Raw genomic sequence first — 20270 nt, 5'->3', positions numbered from 1 at the left:
CCACAAAGCTCGGCTGTCCTGTCCGCTTCACCGCCATCGATACCTCCAAGGCTTTGCCCTAGGGAATCACAACTGGTGGATTACGCAACAGGCCCCTTGTGGGAGAGGGTGGCTTCGCGATAGCGAAGCCGGGTGAGGGGTCTCTATCCTCACGAATAGTCCGGCGTGCGGGGAGAACCCCTCATCCGGCGCTTCGCGCCACCTTCTCCCACAAGGGGAGAAGGGAGAAGAGCTCCTCACAAAATCGCGTGCGGCAGAAACCGCGAGCGGTTGCCGGTGATCGGGCTCTCGTCCTCGCGGATCGACAATCCGCACGGCTCGTGGTTCACCAGCCAGCTTCCCACCACCGGATAGAAGCCTGAAAAATTCGGCAGCGGCGAGAGCGCCTGGCGCACAAAACCTTCGGCGCCGTAGGGACCTTCCTGCTCGTCGAGCGATACGCCGCCGGACACGATCGTGACGTTGGCGCCTTCGCGCGACAGCAGCGGCTTGCGGACATAGGACGTGCCGAGCTCTGCTGCTCGCGCGTCGTCCTCGAAGAACGCCGGCAGCAGATTTGGATGGTTCGGAAACATCTCCCACAGCAGCGGCAAAATGCCCTTGTTGGAGAGCACCGCCTTCCACGGCGGCTCGATCCAGCGCGTCGGTGCGTCCTTCAGCTTTGCGCCGAAGGCATCGTGGAACATCCACTCCCAGGGATAGAGCTTGAAGGCGAGCGCGATGTCGTTCTCGTCGAGATCGACGAAGCCGCCAGGCTCATCGCGCCAGCCGACCTCCTCGATGTCGAGCAACCTGGTCGAGAGGCCGGCCTGGCGCGCGGTGTCCTCGAGATAAGCGAGCGTGCCGGCGTCTTCCGAGTTGTCGGTGGTGCCGGTGAGATGAATGTGACGGCCCGCGGCGATCTCCTTCCACGCCGCGATCAAGCGCTCATGGATGGAGTTGAACTGATCGGCGCGAACAGGGACGATGCGGCGCTCGATCGCCTGCTCGAGCCAGGTCCATTGGAACACTGCGGCCTCGAAGATCGAGGTCGGCGTATCCGCGTTATATTCGAGCAGTTTTGCCGGCGACTTGCCGTCGAATTTCAAATCGAGCCGGCCATAGAGGCTGCGGTCGTCGCGCTGCCAGCTCTCGGCGATCAGGCTCCAGAACGCTTCCGGAATCTGCAAGCGCCGCAGGTATCGCTCCTCGCCGATGACGCGGCCGGCAAGCTCAAGGCACATCGCCTCGATCTCGGCGGTCGGCGTCTCGATGCCGCGCTCGATCTCGTCGAGCGTGAAGCCGTAATAGGCGCGCTCGTCCCAATAGCGTTCGCCGTCGATGGTGTGGAAGACGAAGCCGCATTTCGCCGCGGTTTCCCGCCAGTCGTCGCGCTCGAGACAGGTGATGCGCTGCATGGATCAGCCACCGCCCGAGAAGCCATGGCCGAACGAGCCGAAGCCGCCGCGGCTGACGCTGCTGTGGCCGGAATCGGACGACGTGCTCGAGGAGGAATGGCTCGAGGAATCGCTGCTGAAGAAGCTCGACCGTGACGACCAGCGCGAGCTGCTGCCGCCTGACGAGCTGCTGCCGCTGCTGCTTGTGCAGGTCGTGGTCGTCTGCCCCGGCACGGCGCCGGGTGTGGGCTCGCAATTCTGCCGCGGCATCATCGTGTAGGCGGTGGTGCCGACCGCGAGCGTGCCCATCACCAGCAGCGCGACATGGCCGGAGCGCTTCACCGGCTCTTTGGCCGGCAGCGGCAATGGCTGTGGCAGGCGTGGCCGGCGCTTGCCGAACTGCTTGTTGGAAGGTTTGTCGGCCATCTCAATAGATCATGCTGGCGGCGTTGAGCAGGCCCGCGGCGAGCGAGGACAGCCCGAGCCAGATCGCGGGCGCAAGCTCGCCGGCGGCGATCCGCTCCGACAGCTTCGGCACCGGCACTCTCACGAGAAAGAACACGATGATCTGCACGATCAGCGCGATCATCGCCCAGATCAGGCAGTCCAGCACATTGGCCGAATGCGCGATGGCACTGACCAGCGGGGCCACGAAGCCGAGCAGGCTGAGGCCGAGCGCGATCGCCGCTGCCGGCTCGTTGTCGCGGATCAGCTGGAACTCGTTATGCGCGGTGATGCGGGTATAGACGAACAGATACGCGACGATTGCGATCAGCCCGGTGCAGAAATAGACCAGGAAGGCGGGCAGGCCGGCCAGTGATTGCAGGATCATCGTTCCCCCATCGTGCAGCGACCATTCGTCGGCGGGGGAAGGATAGCGGTTCAACGGCGGGAGGGCGATGAAGCCGCATTTGAACCCGCCTTGGCATCCCCAAAAAAACAAAACCCCGCCATTTGCGGCGGGGTCCAGGCTGGGAGGAGCGAGCCCGAAAGGGGCTCGCGACGTAAACCCAGAGATCAGGCGGGAATGCGCTCTTCGTGCTCGTGCGGCTCGCGCAGCACGTAGCCGCGGCCCCACACGGTCTCGATGAAGTTGCGTCCCTCGGAAGCGTTGGCCAGCTTCTTGCGGAGCTTGCAGATGAAGACGTCGATGATCTTCAGCTCGGGCTCGTCCATGCCGCCATAGAGGTGGTTGAGGAACATTTCCTTGGTGAGGGTCGTGCCCTTGCGGAGCGAAAGCAGCTCCAGCATCTGATATTCCTTGCCGGTCAGATGCACGCGCTGGCCGCCGACTTCCACCGTCTTGGTGTCGAGGTTGACGACGAGGTCGCCGGTCTGGATGACCGACTGGGCGTGGCCCTTGGAGCGGCGCACGATCGCGTGGATGCGGGCCACCAGCTCGTCTTTATGGAAGGGCTTGGTCATGTAGTCGTCGGCGCCGACGCCGAGACCCTTGACCTTGTCCTCGATGCCGGCGAGGCCGGAGAGGATCAGGATCGGTGTCTTGATCTTGGAGACCCGAAGCTGCTTGAGCACGTCGTAGCCGGACATGTCGGGCAGGTTGAGGTCGAGAAGGATAATGTCGTAATCGTATAATTTACCGAGATCGACGCCTTCTTCCCCCAAATCGGTCGTGTAGACGTTGAAGCTCTCAGACTTCAGCATCAGCTCGATCGACTGCGCGACGGCGCTGTCATCTTCAATCAGCAAAACGCGCATGCCAGTTCCCCATAGTCGCCGCTCCTGGGCGTCAGGTCGGCCGCATTCGCGGCACTCAACAAAACGCCTTTGAACAACTGATTCGGATCCTGACAACAGATGGTTAACAAACTCTGATTCTGGAACGCAAGTCCCCCGGGTGCAATTTTTGTCGAATCGCCCTAAGGTCTTGCGTGTGAAGCAGCTTTCGTCGCCCAGCTCCGTTCAAGTTCCACTTTAAGAGACGGGCCTAACCGACTCCCGCGACTCAGCCTTCTTCTGAAGGGGAGTCACGCTCAGTCACAAAGACAGTGACGCAATGATTAATGATGCGGGTAAACACGAAGTTAAGCGCCGTTCAGAAATATGGCGAAACTTAAGGTTTTCACCGTGAAGTCCCGGGGATCGCAGGGCGACCCCTGGGGATGACCAAGGCGCGCTCCTTAATGAAGGCCCCCCCGATGAAGGCTCCCCGATGAAGGCGCTTGCCGAACAGATCGGCGACATCGACGGCATCAATATTTATGGCCGCGTCGTCGGTGTCCGCGGCCTGATGGTCGAGGTGGCCGGCCCTATTCATGCGATGTCGGTCGGCGCGCGGCTCGTGATCGAGACTGGTGCCAACCGTTCGATTCCCTGCGAGGTGATCGGCTTCTCCGGCAACAATGCTGTCGTGATGCCGTTCGCCGGTCTCGACGGCGTGCGCCGCGGCTGCAAGGCCGTCATCGCCAATGCCGCCAATCTGGTGCGGCCGTCGTCGGCCTGGCTCGGCCGCGTCGTCAACGCGCTGGGCGAGCCGATCGACGGCAAGGGACCGCTGCCGCAGGGCGCCTCGCCGATGCCGTTCCGCAATGCGCCGCCGCCGGCGCATTCGCGCAAGCGTGTCGGAGCCCCGCTCGATCTCGGCGTGCGCGCGATGAACACCTTCCTCACCTGCTGCCGCGGCCAGCGCATGGGCATCTTCGCAGGGTCCGGCGTCGGCAAATCGGTGCTGCTGTCGATGCTCGCGCGCAACGTCGACGCCGCGGTCAGCGTCATCGGGCTGATCGGCGAACGCGGCCGCGAGGTTCAGGAATTTCTGCAGGACGACCTCGGCGAGGAGGGCCTCGCCCGTTCGGTCGTGGTGGTCGCAACCTCCGACGAGCCGGCGCTGATGCGCCGCCAGGCGGCGTATCTGACGCTCGCGGTCGCCGAATATTTCCGCGACGAGGATCAGGACGTGCTCTGCCTGATGGACTCGGTGACGCGCTTTGCCATGGCCCAGCGCGAGATCGGCCTGTCCGCCGGCGAGCCGCCGACGGCCAAGGGCTACACCCCGACCGTCTTCACCGAGCTGCCGAAACTTCTGGAGCGCGCCGGGCCGGGCCTGGGGGAGGGCGCCATCACCGCGATCTTCACGGTGCTGGTCGACGGCGACGACCATAACGAGCCGATTGCGGACGCTGTCCGCGGCATCCTCGACGGCCATATCGTGATGCAGCGCTCGATCGCCGAGCGCGGCCGCTACCCCGCCATCAACATCCTCAAATCCGTCTCCCGCACCATGCCGAAATCGGCCGACCCGCCGTTCTGGCCCGTCATCCAGAAGGCGCGGGCGGTGATGGCGACCTATGCCGACATGGAGGAATTGATCCGGCTTGGCGCCTACCGGGCGGGCTCCAGCCCCGAGGTCGACGAGGCGATCCGCCTGCACGAACCGCTCGAGGCGTTCCTGCGCCAGCGCAAGGACGAAAATGCGTCTCTGGCGGACGGCTATCGCCAATTGGCGCAAATCCTCGGTAATTTGGAAACGGAACGCTAACTTTGTCCCGTCATCATCCCATCCCACAGAGTAGCAGAGCCGGTCTTGGCCCCAGTCGGGCCTGTGGGGAGACCGGTGACGTCCCACGTGCAGCGAGGGGACTTCTGGGGAGTATGAGTCGATGAAGTCACGAGATACCCTCATCCGCCTGAAGAAGTTTCAGGTCGACGAGAAGCGCCGCCGGGTCACCCAGATCGAGACCATGATCGCCGACTTCCAGCGGATGTCGACCGATCTTGAACGCGAGATCACGACCGAGCAGGAGCGTGCCGGGATCAACGATCCCTCGCACTTCGCCTATCCGACCTATGCCAAGGCCGCCATTCAGCGCCGCGAGAACCTGACCCGCTCGGCCGACGAGCTCAAGGGCCAGCTCGACGAAGCCAAGGCCGCGCTGGCCGAGGCCTTCGAGGAGCTCAAGAAGGTCGAGCTCCTGGACGAGCGCGACCAGGCCCGCGAGCGCGCCGAAGAGAATGCCCGCGAGCAGGCCGACCTCGACAGCATCGGCCTGATGCGCGCCCGCATCGGCGCCGTCGCCTAAAGACACAGCCAGCGGCCAAACCGCCGAAATATGTAAAACCCGGACCCGCAAGGTCCGGGTTTTCGCATGTGCTATCCACAGTGTGGCACCGCACCCCTTGGTGGACGGCTTGGCCACGCGCTATGGTGGTGGATGGTTTACCTCGCCCCCGCTTTAAGGGGAGAGGTCGGATCGCCCCGGCGACGCGTAGCATCGTCCGGCGGGATCCGGGTGAGGGGGACTCTCCGCGAGTCCGTCTGCAACCTCCCTTGCGGAGACTCCCCCTCACCCCGACCCTCTCAGGGCGAGCGTAGCTCGTCCCGACGCCGCAGGCGGGGAGAGGGAGGAAGGTTGGGGGACTGAATGCTGACGCCAGCAGAGCTGGTCGGGTTGATCGAGGCGGTGGCGAAGGGCGATCAGGCGGCGTTCGAGCGCCTCTACGCCGCCACGCGCGCGAAACTCTATGGCGTCGTGCTCCGTATCTTGCGTCGACAGGATCTCGCAGAGGAGGTCATTCAGGAGACCTACGTCAAGATCTGGAACAGTGCGGGCCAGTTCAATCCGGCGCTGTCGTCGCCGATCACGTGGATGGCCTCGATTGCGCGCAACCGTGCGATCGACATCGTGCGCAAGAAGACGGAGGTCTCGATCGAGGAAGAGCCTCAGGCGATGGAGGTCGCGGCCGACAGCCCCGATCCGCTGGCGCGCCGGGAGATGACCGAGGAGTTGAAGCGGCTGCTGGAATGCGTCGGCCGGCTCGAGCCCGACCGTCAGCGGCTCGTGCTTCTCGCTTATTACAACGGCTGGAGCCGCGAGCAATTGGCGGAGAAATTCGCGGCTCCCGTCAACACGGTGAAGACGTGGCTCCGGCGCAGCATGTTGGATATCCGGGAGTGCCTCGGACTATGAGGGTTTATACTGTGAGGATGGTTCTGGACTGCATGTGATGGCCTACTCGGAGGACCATATCGCGCTCGCCGCGGAATATGCGCTCGGTACGCTCGAGGCCGATGAGCGCGCACAGGTCGAGACCATGATGGCGGTGGACCCGGCGTTCGCCGACATCGTGCAGGCCTGGGCCTATCGGCTCGGCGCCCTCAACCAGATGGTCGGCTCGGTCGAGCCGCGGCCGATCGTGTGGGAGAACATCAGGTCCGAGATCGCGCGCACGGCCCTTGCGCAGGAGCCGCCTGTGCTGGCCGACGTCGCACCGCCGCCAGTCCCGCCCGTCGAAGCCGCGCCGCCGGAAGCGCCGCTGGAGCAGGTGCCGCAACCGGAGCCGCAGCCTCCCGAAGCAGAGCAGCCCGAGCCGATGCGCTCCGGATCCGATGCGATTGCCGACATCGCGCCGGTGTTCATGCCGCAGGTCCATGCGCCCGATCCCGAGGTCGTCCGGACGCCGCAGGTGCCGGTCGCCGACGACACCAACGTGATCCGTCTCGAGAGCCGGGTGAAGCGCTGGCGCTCGATCGCATCCGCGGTCGGCGCGCTCGCGGCTGCGCTGCTGGTGACGCTGTCGCTTCAGATCTTCCTGCCCGACGCGCTGCCGGGGGCTTTACGTCCGGCGCCGCGCATCCAGACGGTGGAAGTGAAGACGCCGGCCGCGCCGCTCACCGCCGCGGCGCAATATGTCGCGCTGCTGCAGGGCCAGGGCGGCGGCCCCGCCTTCATCCTCACCATCGACGGCGCGACCAAGAACTTTACCGTGCGCAAGGTCGGCGCGACGCCGGAGCCCGGCAAGAGCTTCGAGCTCTGGCTGATCTCCGACAAGCTGCCGCGCCCGCGCTCGCTCGGTGTGATCGGCGCGGGCGAATTCACCGCGCGTCCGCTGCTCGCCTCCTATGATTCCGAGGTCGTCAACGGCGCCACCTATGCGGTCACGGTCGAGCAGGCCGGCGGCTCGCCCAACGGCCAGCCGACCTCGGCCCCGGTGTTTTCCGGCAAGCTGATCGAGACCGTGCCGCCGTCCCAACCGCAGGCGCCCGCCCCGGCGAAGAAGTAGGCGCCGTAGCCCGGATGAGCGAAAGCGATATCCGGGACCACCGTCCCCGCATGTCGCTTCCGCCTTCGCTCTGCGAGCTACGGCGGACAAGCCGCTCATGCAGGCTACAAGCCGCGCCCCTGTCGCCACGGTCCACCCTGCCGTCGCATCCCGACAAGTCGCCTTGAATCCGCCCCCGGTTTGAACCTTCACCCCTTTTGCGGCGTCAAATCCCCGGAATTTGCAGTCGGCGCCGCCGATCGCGGAGCCGAAGAGGGGCTAGAAATCAGATGGATGCAGCGAAAACGCCCGGCATCTTCGTTCACCAATACACCGGACTGCCGCACGGCCCTGCGTTCGAGCATTGGCGCGAGCGGGCCTTCGGGGCCTGCGGCCTCGATATCGGGCCGAGCCATGGCGACAGCATCGATTGCCGGCTCCAGATCAGCGTGGTCGACAACGTCGCGCTCGCGATTCCGGAAGGCGCCTCCGCGCAATATTCCCGCACCCAGAGCCACCTCGCCGACGGCAGCGACGACCTCGTGCTGATCGCCGCACATGCCGGCCTCGTCCGTGTCGGGCAGAATGGCCATACCGTGGAGCTTGCGCCCGCGCAGATGGTGCTCGTCGACATGAGCATCACCGGCACCGTCGGTCACACCGATGAGAACCGCTTCACCACCATCCGCATGCCGCGCCGCGCGCTGCTCGACATCAATCCGCGTGCCGAGAACAAGCTGTCGCAAGTGCTCAGCGACGGTGCGGTCGCCGAGACCATCTTCCGCTACCATGCGCTCGCCGCCAATCACGCGCCGCATCTCGACGCGGTGGGCCAGCGCCTGACCGCGCAGCATATGGTCGATCTGGTCGGCCTCCTGCTCGGCACCGATGCCGAGCATGCAAGTCTTGCGCGCGGCCGCGGCCATGCGGCGGCGCGGCTCGACCTCATGCGCGCCGATGTGATGGCCGCGCTCGGCCGCAACGATCTCTGCCTGTCCGAGATCGCGACGCGCTCGGGCTTAAGCCCACGCCAGGCGCAACGCCTGTTCGAGCAGGCCGGCACGACCTTCACCGAATTCGTGCTGGAGCAGCGCCTGCTCCAAGCGCGCAAGCTGCTCGGCGATCCCCGCGCCAGGGCGCGCAAGATCAGCGACATCGCGCACTCCTCGGGCTTTTCCGATTTGTCCTATTTCAACCGTGCCTTCCGCAAGCGCTTTGGCGCGACACCGTCGGAATTGCGCGAGGCGTGAGCCGCGCCCCGGTTTCGTTCTGCGGATCACAGTTGGCCCATTCGCGGCGATGAGCTATATCTACCTGTGCGAGTAGACCGCTCGATCGCTTGTCGTTCCATTGGGAAAGTGCAGTCAACGGACATGGCGCGTATCGTCGTGCTCGGCGCCGGATTTGCAGGCCTGTGGGCGGCCATTGGTGCCGCGCGCAAGCGCGACGAGATCGGTGCTGTCAGCGACATCGAGATCTGCCTGATCGATCGCAATCCCTATCACAACATCCGTGTGCGCAATTACGAGGTCGATCTCAGCGAGGTCGCGATACCGTTGCCGCAGCTGCTCGATCCAGTCGGTGTCAGTCACGAGATCGGCGAGGTCGAAGCCATCGATCCGGTCCGGCACGAAATTTCGCTGGTCACGAGCAGCGGCGAGCAGGCGCTTGCCTATGACCGCCTGGTGCTGGCGCTCGGCAGCGAGGTGATGCGTCCGGACATTCCCGGTCTCGCCGAGCACGCCTTCGATGTCGATACCTATGTTGCGGCGCTGCATCTCGAGGATCATCTCGTCTCGCTCGGCCGCAGCGCGCCGTCGCCAGGGCGTTCGACGGTGGTGGTGGTCGGCGCGGGCTTTACCGGCATCGAGGTTGCGGCCGAGATGCCCGACAGGCTGGCGCGTGCGGGTATCACCGGCAGCCGCCGCATCATCCTGGTCGATCCCAACGCCGCGGTCGGCGCCACCATCGGCACGCCAGCGCGTCCCGTCATCGAGACTGCGTTGGCCGCGCTCGACGTCGAGACGCGCCTCGGCGTGCGCGTCGTATCGGTCGAGGCCGCCGGCATTCGCTTGAGCTCCGGCGAATTCATTCCGACGCAGACCGTGATCTGGTGTGCCGGCATGCGTGCGAGCCCTTTGGCGGCGAGCTTTCCGGACGCGCGCGACCGGCTCGGGCGTCTCCTGGTCGATCCCTTCATGCGGGTTGCGGATGTCGGCGGCGTGTTCGCGGCCGGCGATGTCGCCTCCAGCGTGGTCGACGGGCTGCATCCGACCGTGATGTCCTGCCAGTTCGCGCGTCCCATGGGCCGCTTCGCCGGCCACAATGTGGTCGCCGATCTCGCCGGCCTGCCGCTGCTGCCGCTGCGGATCGACTGGTACGTGACCGTGCTCGATCTCGGCGGCTGGGGCGCGCTCTACACCGAAGGCTGGGATCGCGAGGTGAGGGCGACCGGTCAGGCTGCGAAGGCGACCAAGAACATCATCAACCGCAAGCGCATCTATCCGCCGCTCACCGGCAGCAAGGATGAGCTGTTCGCGGCGGCAGCGCCGACGGTGCAGGCGCCGCCGCCGAGCTATGGGGCGCGGTAGGCTCGCGCTGCTCCCCCTACCAGCCCTTGCGTTGGTCGACGGGCAAAACACGCGAGCCCTGGGTCAACGCGCGGCGGCGAAAATATTCCACTTTACCGAAATTCGGAAATGACGTATGTGTCGCGGTAACCCGGCCCAAGGAAGAGGGGCGTATCGCGATCGTCACGAACGCGGGCCGGGCGGCGGTGGACGCAGGTGACATCGGCGCGAACAGCTTTCGCAGGGCGGAGAGCCGTGAGCGAAAGTATCGCGCACACGACCGGTGTGATCGGCGTACGGCAAAATCGTGTGGTCCTGGCGCCCGGGGTCTGTGCGCCAAGTCTTGTGGGGGTGGATATCGTCCAACCGGACGCATCCGTCAGTCATCCGCCAGGCGACGGGGGCAATAGTGCAACGCTCCCCGGGGAGAGCACGACATAAGCCGTAAAGCCACTGCGCAGGGAAGGCCGGGATGTCCTGGCTACACCTGTATGCCGCTGTGCAGCTTCTTGTTACGCAGATTTCGCGCAGTGGACCGCGGGTGCCAGCCGGCGCCCGGTCTTCCCTGCGCCCTCTTTCAATCGAGGGTGAAGCGGCAAAGCAAAGCTCGGGCGAGATGAGTCGCGAGGACGCGAAACTGTGTCTGCGACAGCCGTAGGATGGGTAGAGCACTTGCGAAACCCATCATGCATCCGCGCAGAAAAAAGCGATGGGTTTCGCTTCGCTCTACCCATCCTACGAGGACTGCGAATGATAAAGCCACGCTATCACTCCGCACTCCGTCATTGCGAGGAGCCCTTGCGACGAAGCAATCCAGACTGTCTCCGCGGAGGGATTCTGGATTGCGTCCGCCTTCGCCAAAGGGCTTCGGCAGACAAGCCGCAGCGTTAGCAATGACGAGCTTGAGGCGTGTGCGATCTAAATCAATCCCTACCCCAGACATGAGAAAGCGCCCGTGGGGGGCGGGCGCTTTCTGTAGTCGACTTGGGGTTGGGGTCGTCTACATATCCACGTGGCGACTTTGGGGGGCTGGTAAAGAGCCGCGTGAATTCACAAAACTCGTCAGATCTCCTTAGCGAACGAGGGACGCATTCGCGCTGGTGATAACAACCGGCTTGTCGGCCTTGATGACGCGGGCGGTCTGGGTCAGACCTTCGTCCGAACCCGTGCGTGCCGTGATGCCGAAGCCCGCCACCGCGATCCCCGCGACGAGGGCGACGACCACGACTTTCAAATGGGTCGCGCGATCTGCGCTGTAGATCGAGTGGTTCATGGAAGCCTCCTGCCGCCATCTACCCGAAGTAGTCGCCGGCCGATTCAGGCAGGTTCATGCTTCCGGTGCCCAACAACCTAGTATTGGGGGGATTCGTTCCCAAGAGGCCATCACAAGAGCGTGACAGGACGTGAAAGATCGCGATCAAACGCGACCCTTGACCGTGCATTTTTGTAATTATTTCAAAGCTATAATGTGCTTGTCAGGCGCCTTGTCGAGGGTTGGTCCACAAGGCGCCAGGAACTCAAAAACCATTTGCCTGTGGCTGAAAAACACACGGCTTCTTAAGGCAAATCAGATGCTTCCGACCGTTTTCAACCTCGCCCTGGGGTGGATCTCCGCCTGCGACAGCACCGTCGTCTGGGCCCGGAACCGCTCCACCAGGGACCGGACGAAGGGACGAATTGCCGCAGAGGTGACCAGCACCGGCGCCTCGCCTTCGCGGGCGGCGCGCTCGAACGCCTCGCGCACGCCGGTCATGAACTCCGACAATTTCGAGGGCTGCATCGCAAGGCTGCGCTCCTCGCCCTGGCCGATGATGGATTCGGCAAAGGCCTGCTCCCACCGCGCCGATAGCGCGATCAGCGGCAGATAGCCGGCATAGGAGGTGTTCTGCGCGCAGATCTGCCGCGCCAGGCGGGCCCGGACATGTTCGACCATGGTGGCGGGATTGCGCGAGAAGGCCAGCGAATCGGCGATGCCTTCGAGGATGGTCGAGAGATCGCGGATCGAGATGCGCTCGGCGAGCAGCAGTTGCAGCACGCGCTGGATGCCGGAGACCGTGACCTGTCCCGGCACGATGTCCTTGACCAGTTCGCTCTGCTCCTTCGGCAGCTCCTTGAGCAGCTTCTGCACCTCGCCATAGGACAAGAGGTCCGACATGTTGGCCTTGAGCAGCTCGGTGAGGTGGGTCGAGAGCACGGTTGCGGCGTCGACGACGGTGTAGCCCTTGAGCGAAGCCTCCTCCTTGAGGCTGGCGTCGACCCAGGTCGCGGGCAGGCCGAAGGTCGGCTCGGTGGTGTGGATGCCGGGCACCTGAACCTGGCTGCCGCCGGGGTCCATGACCATGAACTGGTTCGGCCAGATCTTGCCGGTGCCGGCGTCGACCTCCTTGATCTTGATGATGTAGGTGTTGGCCTCGAGCTGGACGTTGTCGAGGATGCGCACCGCCGGCATCACAAAACCCATCTCGATCGCGAGCGAACGGCGCAGCGCCTTGATCTGCTCGGTGAGGCGGTCGGTGCCGTCGGGGCCGTTGACCAGCGGCAGCAGCGCATAGCCGAGCTCGATCTTGAGATCGTCGATCTTGAGCGCCGCCGAGATCGGCTCTTCGGCCGCCGCCGTGCCCGGTGCGCCCGGCGTTCCCGCTGCAGGCGCGGCCATGGCGGCTTCCTCGGCCTGAACGGACGTCTTCTTGTGGTTGCGGGCGTGCCAGGCCAGCGCGCCGGCGCCGGCGCCGAGCGCCAGGAAGGGGATGGTCGGAATGCCCGGCAGCGCCGCCAGCACCAGCATGACCGCCGAGGACATCGCGAGCGCCTGCGGATAGCCGGAGAACTGCTTCATCAGCGCCTTGTCGGCGGCGCCGGAGACGCCGGCCTTGGAGACGAGCAGGCCGGCGGCGGTCGAGACGATCAGCGCCGGCACCTGGGTGACGAGGCCGTCACCGACGGTTAGCAGCGTGTAGCTGCGCCCCGCATCGGCAAAGGACATGCCCTGCTGCGCCACGCCGATGATCATGCCGCCGACGACGTTGATGAAGACGATCAAAAGGCCGGCGATGGCATCGCCCCGGACGAATTTGGAGGCACCGTCCATGGCGCCGAAGAAGCCGCTCTCGTCCTCCAGCTCCTTGCGGCGGTGCTTGGCGACCTTCTCGTCGATCAGGCCGGCGCCGAGGTCGGCGTCGATCGCCATCTGCTTGCCCGGCATGGCGTCGAGGTGGAAGCGGGCGGCGACCTCGGCGATACGGCCCGAACCCTTGGTGATGACGACGAAATTGACGATGATCAGGATGGCGAAGACGATGATGCCGATGACGAAATTGCCGCCCATCACGAAGTTGCCGAAGGCCTCGATGACGTGACCGGCGGCGGCCGTGCCCTCGTGCCCGTGCGACAGGATCAGCCGGGTCGAAGCCATGTTGAGCGACAGGCGCAGCATGGTCGAGATCAGCAGGATGGTCGGGAAGGCCGAGAATTCCAGCGGCGTCTGGATGAACAGCGAGGTCATCAGGATCAGGATCGACAGCGTGATCGAGATCGCCAGGAACAGGTCCAGCACGATCGCGGGCAGCGGCAGGATCAGCACCACAAGGATGGTGAGGATGCCGAGCGCCAGCGCGATGTCGCCGCGCTTGAGGACGTTGACGATCTCGTTGAGGGAGGGAATCGAGGGCCTTGTGGTGCCTACGCCCTGTCCCGCGGTGACGTCGACCATGGTAGCTGCCTCCCCGCGCGACTGCCGTCCGCGCGCCCCAAACGTCTGCGCGGCGGCCGAAGGGCCGCCGTTCCGAAAGTGAGGCACCGCACTGGCGTCCACGGGAGCTCCCGTTCTACGCGGCTGACGACACTCGACTTCACCCGGCAATTTTTGCCCGGTGTATGGTTAGCAAAGGGTTAACGCGGGGGCGGGAAGAGTCCGGGGAGGGGTATTTCGGGGGCGCGGGTAGGGCGCGCCGTCGTTCGGGGCGGCTCGCAGAGCCGAAACCGGAACCTCGAGATTCCGGGTTCGCGCCAAGCGGCGCGCCCCGGAATGACGGTTGATGGGGCGCTACTTCGCCTTGTCGATCTTGGTCACCGTATACCCCGTCGCCGCCCCCTCGGCCTCGAAGGTGACCTTGTCGCCGACCTTCACCTGCTTGAGCAAGGCGGGGTCCTTGACGCGGTAGACCATGGTCATGGGGTCCTCCATGCCGAGGCTCTTGGCCGGCCCGTGCTTGAGCGTGATCTTGCCGGCGCCCTCGTCGATTTTCTTGACCTCACCGCTGATCGCGGCGGTCCCCGCCGCGAGGGCGGCAGTGGTAAGGCCGACAGTCAGCGCCAGCGCAGCAGTGATACGAATGATGCGGTTCATGGGAGTCTCCTTATCGCTACTTCACGGTGACGTGGCCGACCATGCCGTAGTCGCGATGGTCGGGAATGAGGCACGAAAATTCGAACGTGCCGGCCTTGCTGAACTTCCAGAGGATCTCGGCCGTCTTGTTCGGTGCGAGCCTGACACCGTTGGGATCGTCGTGCTCCATGTGCGGATGCTTCTTCATCTCCACGGCATGCGCGAGATTCTCCTTGGTGGTGGCGAGCAGGAATTCGTGGTCCTCCTTGCCGACATTGCGCAGCACGAAGCGGACCTGTTCGCCGCGCTTGACCTCGATTTTCGCTGGCGCGTAGTCCATCTCGTTCAGCAGGATCTCGATGGTGCGCGCGGGCTTGTTGGGATCGCCGGGCTCGCCGGCCGAAAAGGTCGCGTGCTCGTGCTTGTCGTGCGCAAACGTCGGCGCGAGCGACAGCGCCGCCAGCGCGAGGCCGAGTTTGATCGTCTTCATCGTCATCTCCAGTTGGTGGTTCATCGAAACGCTCACATCTTCATCTTGTGCGTCGGCTTGCCCGGTTGCCGCACTGGTGCCGCATCGGGCGCCTCCACCTCGTAGGCGACGGTGCCTTGCGGAAACTTGTACGGGCCCGGATCGCGATAATCGTCGCGCGCGAGGTCCTCGCGGATCTTCATCACCGTGAACATGCCGCCCATCTCGATCGGGCCGAACTGGCCGGTGCCGGTCATCATCGGCAGCGTGTTGTCGGGCGCGGGCATCTCCATGTTGCCCATCGCCATGCCGGTCGAGCCCATCGCCATGCTGTCGGGCGCGAGCTTGCCGACGGCCTTGGCGAGGTCCTTGCGCGACACGCCGATCAGGTTGCGCACATCGTGTCCCATCGCATTCATGGTGTGATGCGATTTGTGGCAATGGAACGCCCAGTCGCCGGGATTGTCGGCGAGCACGTCGAACACGCGAACGGCGCCAACCGGCACGTCCGTCGTCGTCTCCGGATATTGCGCGCTCTCCGGAACCCAGCCGCCGTCGGTGCAGGTCACTGCGAAGGCGTGGCCGTGCAGATGGATCGGATGGTTGGTCATGCTGAGATTGCCGATGCGCACGCGCACCTTGTCGCCGAGCCGCACCGGCAAGGGGTCGATGCCGGGAAACACCCGCGCATTCCAGGTCCACATGTTGAAGTCGGTCATCTCGTTGACCAGCGGCAGATAGGTGCCGGGATCGACGCGATAGGTGCTCATCACGAACACGAAGTCGCGGTCGACGGGCCTGAAGTTCGGATCGCGCGGATGCACGACGACCATGCCCATCATGCCCATCGCCATCTGCACCATCTCGTCGGAATGCGGGTGGTACATGAAGGTCCCGCTCTTCCTCATCTCGAACTCGTAGACGAAGGTCTTTCCCGGCTGGATGTGCGGCTGGGTCAGCCCGCCGACACCGTCCATGCCGCTCGGAATGATCATGCCGTGCCAGTGCACGGTGGTGTATTCGGGCAGTCTGTTGGTGACGAAGATGCGGACCTTGTCGCCCTCGACCGCCTCGATCGTCGGGCCCGGCGACTGGCCGTTATAGCCCCACAGATTCACCTTCATGCCCTCGGCGAATTCGCGCACTACGGGCTCGGCGACGAGATGGAATTCCTTCCAGTCGCCGTTCATGCGGAACGGCAGCGACCAGCCGTTCAGCGTGACGACGGGGCGATAGTCGGGTCCGCTGACGGGATGCAGCGGCGGCTGCATCACCACCTTGTCCATGTGCGCAGCTTCCGGGATAGATGCCGCCTGCACGCGGCCTTGCACCGCGGATGCGCCGACGAGCGCGGCGGTGCCCAAAAATCCTCTGCGGGAAAACATGCCGGCCTCCATCTCAGTGGCCGCCGTCGGCAGGGGCTGCCGCGGCGATGGTGGTTGAAGTGTCGCCGCCCGCAGCGGGCGCGCCGCCGCCATTGACGGCGGTCTGCAGGTCGGACTGGGCGAGGAAGAATCGTTGCCGGGCATCGATCGCGCCGCGTAGCGAAGCCAGACGCTGTCGTGCTTCGGTGAGCAGCGCAAAGATATCGACCTGCATGCTGGAAAAGCGGAGCTGCATCTCCTCGGTGATGATCTTGCGCAAGGGGACGATCTCGCGCTGGTAGTGGCTGGCGATGTCGTAGCTGGAGCGATAGACACGATACGCATCGCGCGCCTCCGAGCGAACGTTCACGGCGCGCTCGGTCAGGCGGTTGAAGGCGAGGTTGTAGATCTCTGCCGCCTGTCGCATCCGCACCTCGCCGCCGTCGAAGATCGGGATCTGGAACTGGACGTCGAAGCCGCGTTCGCGGAAGGGCGCGCCTTCGGGATCCCGGGTGCGGCGGGAGATGCCGGCGAGATCGAGCAGCGTCACGAAGCGGGTCGCCTCGGTGAGGTTCAGCGACTTCGCCAGCGCCGTCAGCTCCAGCCGGGCGATCTGCAGATCGATGCGATGGGCCACCGCATCGGCCTCGATCGAGGGCAGTGCCTGCGGCCGGCGCGGCAGCGGCGGCAATTGATTGGGCAAACGGAAGTCGAGGCCGCCGTCCCACAATCCCATCAGCCGCGCGAGCCTTTCGCGCGCACTCGTCGCAGCCTGGCGCGCGGTGGCGAGGTCGGCGGTGGTCTCGGCGTAAAACACCTGCTCGCGGGCCTGGTCGAGCTTGTTGAGCGAGCCGGTCTCGCCGAGCTTGACCGCGAGCTGCGCGGTCGATTCCGCCGTCGCCTTCGCATCCGTCAGCAGCGCCACCATCTCGTTGCCGGCGACAGCGCGCACGTAGGTGCCGCGGACGTCGGCGGCGAGCCGCAACGTCGCCAGCGCCGCGCGCAACTGCGCCTGGCGGAACCGGTCGCGGGCAATGTCGGAGCGGAACGGCAGGGTGGCGAGCGCAAGGATGTCGCCGACCACCTGACGCTCGATCTCGCTGGCGCCGTTGCCTGAGATCCGCGAGATCGAGAACACGGGATTGGGCGGCAGGTTCTGCTCGACCAGATCGGTCTCGGCCAGCGCCAGCTCGTTATAGGCGGCTTGCAATCCCTTGTTGTTGAGCAGTGCGATCTGAACGGCGGCCTCCACGTTCAGCGTCCGCGAGAGCAGTTGGCGGACACGTTCGTCGACTGCGCCCGCTCCCTCGGGCGTGCGAACGAATGCGACATCCTTGTTGATGGTCTGGCTCGTCAGCTCGGAGACCGCGCTCATGCCGCTGTCGGGCGAGAACGCGGCGCAGCCGACAAGTCCGGGTGCGCAAAGGCCGAGCGCGGCGAGAACGAGCAGGCTTCGCGCGAATTGATGTGCCATGGCGCGCTCCTACCGGTCTTGCTTCGGCCGCGGCGCGACGGCGTCATTGCGGTCGCGCCATGGCGCCGGCGCTGCAGGCCGCAGGCTGGTGTAGGGCGCGATGGTCGAGTGATAGCCGACATGCGCGACCTTCGCCGAGGGATCGGCGGGATCGGCGCCGGCGACTTGCGTCGTTGCCGGGGTGCAGCCGGACAGCGCCAGCGCAAGTGCGGCCAGCAACGGCCAATGACAAAGAAAGTGTCGTCCACGCACCGCGGATGCGGCGGCGAACTTCGCCCCGGAAAGCGTAGGCATGATTCATTCCTGATCTGTCTGAAGACCACAGGTTCGCGCGCGCAGACTCGCGCTCGGCCCGAAATCGTCGTGTCAGATCAGGCGATGGGAGGACGGTAGTGCAGGGGCGGCGCCGCGCTGTGCAGGCTGGCCACGATTTCGGGCGCACAGGCGGAGACGGGCTGAACCGGCTTGGCGAAGCTCGGCAGATCGGCCGGCAGCGCGCTGATGCACATCATCGCGCAGCACGGTCCGGCCGTGCCCTTGCCGCCATGATGATGCGAAGAAGCGGGCGCGTCCTGCGCGGCGGCCTGGTGATGCGCGTGTGCCGCCGCGTGATTGTGCGAGCTGCCGTCGTGCATGTGATCGCCCGGCATCTGCTGATGCACCGGCACGAGATCGACCAGCAGGGTCTCATCGAGACACGGCGCCGGGCCGCTGCCCCAGGCGAGGCTTGCCGCCGGTGCGAGCACGCAGAACAGATAGGCGAGGGCAATGAAGCGCCCCACCTTGATCCGCATCGATCGTGTCAATCGCAGCAACATTCCGCCGACATGCTTTTCGCGCAGCGATTTGCTCACGCGGATTGCAAACTAATGGCAAATCGCGCGTTCGCCAAGCTGCTTCTTACCGCAGTGCACCGCGCATGCCCAATATCGCGCCACGATGCTTGACCCTGTGACGATCCGCGGGCCATGTTCCGCCCCGTGCACGCGCCAAATCACTCCGGACAAACGCCTGGAACATTCAGCCCTGATTCCCGTCAGGCCTGGATACGGCTTGTCCTTGCGCTGGTGATCGGCTCGATCGGCGGCGTCGGCATGTGGGCGATCGTGGTGATGCTTCCCGCGGTGCAGGCCGAATTCGCCGCCACCCGCGGCGCGGTGTCGCTGGCCTTCACCCTCATGATGTTCGGCTTCGGGCTCGGCGGCGTGATTGCGGGCAAGATCACCGACCGGTTCGGCATCGTGCCGGCAATGGCGATCAGCATCGCCTTCCTCGGCGTTGCCAACGTGCTCGCGGGGCTATCGACCCAGCTCTGGCAGTTCGTGGCGGCCTATTTCCTGATCGGTCTCGGCACCTCGGCGACTTTCGCGCCGCTGATGGCGGAGGCCTCGCACTGGTTCGAGCGCTATCGCGGCCTCGCCGTGACCATCGTCGCGAGCGGCAATTATTTCGCGGGAACGATGTGGCCCCCGATTGTGAACTGGGGCATGCAGACCATCGGCTGGCGCTACACTCATATCGGCATCGGGCTCGTCTGCGTCAGCCTGATGACGATCCTGGTGCTGGTGCTGCGTGCGCAGATGGGCGACGACAAGGTCCAGGACCACGCCAATGCGCCGCCGCCGCGCGTCGATCTCAAGCTGTCGACCAACACGCTGACGGTGCTGCTCTCAATCGCCAGCATCTCCTGCTGCGTCGCCATGGCGATGCCGCAGGTGCATATCGTCGCCTATTGCGGCGATCTCGGCTACGGCGTGGCGCGCGGCGCGGAGATGCTGTCGCTGATGATGGCCTGCGGCATCGTCAGCCGGATCGGCTCGGGCTTCCTCGCCGACAAGATCGGCGGCATCCGCACGCTGCTGGTGGGATCGCTGGCGCAGGGCTTTGCGCTGGTGTTCTATCTGTTCTTCGACAGTCTCGCCTCGCTCTATCTCATCTCCGCGATGTTCGGCCTGTTCCAGGGCGGCATCGTGCCGAGCTATGCCATCATCGTGCGCGAGGCGATGCCGGCGAGCGAAGCCGCAACGCGCGTCGGCATCGTGATCTTCGCCTCGGTGTTCGGCATGTCCTTCGGCGGCTGGGTGTCGGGCATCATCTTCGATGCGACCGGTTCCTACGCCGCGGCGTTCGCGAACGGTGTGGCGTGGAACGCGCTCAATATCGGCATCGTCCTGACGCTGTTGATCCGCTCGCGGATGAAGTCGGTCAGGACCGGACCGGGCTTCGCAACCTAAACCGCCTGTCCCGCCTTCAGCAGCGAGCAGCCGGTGATCTTGTAGCTGCCGTCCGCCTGCTGCTCGAGCGTGTAGAGCGCTTCCCAGGCTTCGCCATTGGCGTCGATGATGTGAACGCGCTGCGCAATCCAACCGCCCTCGATCTTGCTTTCTCCGAACTCGAAACTCTTGTGCCGGTAGACCGGCGCGTAACCGTTCTGCACCATGGACATGAAGATGTCGGGCGCGGGGAAGATTTCCTTGATCGCCGGTGCGGCATGGGAATAGGCGGCGCTTGCATCGTCGCGGACGAAAGCCTGCTCCTGGGCGCGGATGACGCCCTGCGCCGTCGCGACATCGTCGGCGCGTGCTGAGATGGGGTTGAAGGCAATACTGATAGCGACGAGCAAGGCGGCAATGCGCATGACAGGCTCCGCGTTGAAATCCCGGCAATGCTGATCCTAGCATGACCTCAGGGAA

At 65.0% G+C, this 20270-nt stretch carries 20 protein-coding genes; 7 read left to right on the top strand and 13 right to left on the bottom strand.

Features of this window, described 5'->3' with window-relative positions; genetic code table 11:
• Positions 1-236 precede the first annotated feature (236 nt).
• From GA0061098_RS11050 to ctrA, 4 genes are all read right to left on the bottom strand, one after another.
• Entirely contained in the window at positions 237-1397 is a 1161-nt protein-coding gene (locus GA0061098_RS11050; protein ID WP_091956341.1) for a glutathionylspermidine synthase family protein, read from the bottom strand.
• Between the two features lie 3 nt (positions 1398-1400).
• Positions 1401-1802, bottom strand: coding sequence for a hypothetical protein (locus GA0061098_RS46000; protein ID WP_091956340.1), 402 nt, complete (start codon positions 1800-1802; stop codon positions 1401-1403).
• 1 nt (position 1803) lies between these two features.
• Positions 1804-2208, bottom strand: a complete 405-nt coding sequence (locus GA0061098_RS11040) for a DUF350 domain-containing protein (protein WP_091956373.1) — start codon at positions 2206-2208, stop codon at positions 1804-1806.
• A 185-nt stretch (positions 2209-2393) separates the two neighbouring features.
• Positions 2394-3095 carry a response regulator transcription factor CtrA gene (gene ctrA, locus GA0061098_RS11035; RefSeq protein WP_008138878.1) on the bottom strand — a complete coding sequence of 234 codons (702 nt, stop codon included), beginning with the start codon at positions 3093-3095 and terminating at the stop codon, positions 2394-2396.
• A 454-nt stretch (positions 3096-3549) separates the two neighbouring features.
• Here ctrA and fliI point away from each other — a divergent pair, with 454 nt between their 5' ends.
• The 6 genes from fliI to GA0061098_RS11005 all read left to right on the top strand — a co-directional run bounded on the left by fliI (position 3550) and on the right by GA0061098_RS11005 (position 9967).
• Positions 3550-4875, top strand: coding sequence for a flagellar protein export ATPase FliI (gene fliI / locus GA0061098_RS11030; protein ID WP_091956339.1), 1326 nt, complete (start codon positions 3550-3552; stop codon positions 4873-4875).
• Positions 4876-4996: 121 nt separating this feature from the next.
• Positions 4997-5416, top strand: a complete 420-nt coding sequence (fliJ, locus tag GA0061098_RS11025; RefSeq protein WP_008138882.1) for a flagellar export protein FliJ — start codon at positions 4997-4999, stop codon at positions 5414-5416.
• A gap of 342 nt (positions 5417-5758) precedes the next feature.
• Complete coding sequence (locus tag GA0061098_RS11020; RefSeq protein WP_091956338.1) at positions 5759-6304, top strand: sigma-70 family RNA polymerase sigma factor; 546 nt, start codon at positions 5759-5761, stop codon at positions 6302-6304.
• A gap of 37 nt (positions 6305-6341) precedes the next feature.
• The gene (locus GA0061098_RS11015; protein ID WP_091956337.1) at positions 6342-7397 is read left to right on the top strand and encodes an anti-sigma factor; all 1056 of its coding nucleotides are present in this window, start codon (positions 6342-6344) and stop codon (positions 7395-7397) included.
• Positions 7398-7666: 269 nt separating this feature from the next.
• Entirely contained in the window at positions 7667-8626 is a 960-nt protein-coding gene (locus GA0061098_RS11010; RefSeq protein WP_091956336.1) for a helix-turn-helix transcriptional regulator, read from the top strand.
• A gap of 123 nt (positions 8627-8749) precedes the next feature.
• A complete protein-coding gene (locus GA0061098_RS11005; RefSeq protein WP_091956335.1) occupies positions 8750-9967 on the top strand; it encodes an NAD(P)/FAD-dependent oxidoreductase in 1218 nt (405 codons plus the stop codon).
• Between the two features lie 1051 nt (positions 9968-11018).
• Here the strand turns inward: GA0061098_RS11005 and GA0061098_RS10990 are convergent.
• The 8 genes from GA0061098_RS10990 to GA0061098_RS10955 all read right to left on the bottom strand — a co-directional run bounded on the left by GA0061098_RS10990 (position 11019) and on the right by GA0061098_RS10955 (position 18371).
• Positions 11019-11219: a hypothetical protein gene (locus tag GA0061098_RS10990; protein WP_091956334.1), complete on the bottom strand. Its 201-nt coding sequence runs from the start codon at positions 11217-11219 to the stop codon at positions 11019-11021.
• Positions 11220-11513: 294 nt separating this feature from the next.
• Complete coding sequence (gene flhA / locus GA0061098_RS10985; RefSeq protein ID WP_165637287.1) at positions 11514-13655, bottom strand: flagellar biosynthesis protein FlhA; 2142 nt, start codon at positions 13653-13655, stop codon at positions 11514-11516.
• Positions 13656-13988: 333 nt separating this feature from the next.
• Positions 13989-14291 (bottom strand): copper-binding protein, encoded by a 303-nt coding sequence (locus GA0061098_RS10980; RefSeq protein WP_091956332.1) that lies wholly within the window; start codon positions 14289-14291, stop codon positions 13989-13991.
• 16 nt (positions 14292-14307) lie between these two features.
• Positions 14308-14760, bottom strand: a complete 453-nt coding sequence (locus GA0061098_RS10975; RefSeq protein ID WP_165637286.1) for a cupredoxin domain-containing protein — start codon at positions 14758-14760, stop codon at positions 14308-14310.
• 32 nt (positions 14761-14792) lie between these two features.
• On the bottom strand, positions 14793-16124 hold the full coding sequence (locus GA0061098_RS10970; RefSeq protein WP_091956372.1) for a multicopper oxidase family protein: 1332 nt from the start codon (positions 16122-16124) through the stop codon (positions 14793-14795).
• 13 nt (positions 16125-16137) lie between these two features.
• Positions 16138-17577 (bottom strand): TolC family protein, encoded by a 1440-nt coding sequence (locus tag GA0061098_RS10965; RefSeq protein WP_091956330.1) that lies wholly within the window; start codon positions 17575-17577, stop codon positions 16138-16140.
• 9 nt (positions 17578-17586) lie between these two features.
• Positions 17587-17871 carry a hypothetical protein gene (locus GA0061098_RS10960; RefSeq protein WP_091956329.1) on the bottom strand — a complete coding sequence of 95 codons (285 nt, stop codon included), beginning with the start codon at positions 17869-17871 and terminating at the stop codon, positions 17587-17589.
• Positions 17872-17948: 77 nt separating this feature from the next.
• On the bottom strand, positions 17949-18371 hold the full coding sequence (locus tag GA0061098_RS10955) for a hypothetical protein (protein WP_245323219.1): 423 nt from the start codon (positions 18369-18371) through the stop codon (positions 17949-17951).
• Positions 18372-18545: 174 nt separating this feature from the next.
• On the opposite strand from GA0061098_RS10955, the gene GA0061098_RS10950 reads away from it, so the two are divergent.
• A complete protein-coding gene (locus GA0061098_RS10950) occupies positions 18546-19811 on the top strand; it encodes an MFS transporter (protein ID WP_091956328.1) in 1266 nt (421 codons plus the stop codon).
• Here GA0061098_RS10950 and GA0061098_RS10945 read toward each other — a convergent pair.
• Positions 19808-20215, bottom strand: coding sequence for a DUF4864 domain-containing protein (locus GA0061098_RS10945; protein WP_091956327.1), 408 nt, complete (start codon positions 20213-20215; stop codon positions 19808-19810). The two genes, GA0061098_RS10950 and GA0061098_RS10945, sit on opposite strands and share 4 nt — an antisense overlap.
• Positions 20216-20270: the final 55 nt, after the last annotated feature.

This window comes from Bradyrhizobium shewense (genome assembly GCF_900094605.1).
Classification (GTDB): Bacteria; Pseudomonadota; Alphaproteobacteria; order Rhizobiales; family Xanthobacteraceae; genus Bradyrhizobium; species Bradyrhizobium shewense.
Note: the sequence above shows the minus strand (reverse complement) of the source record. Positions and strands in the feature narration are given on the sequence as shown.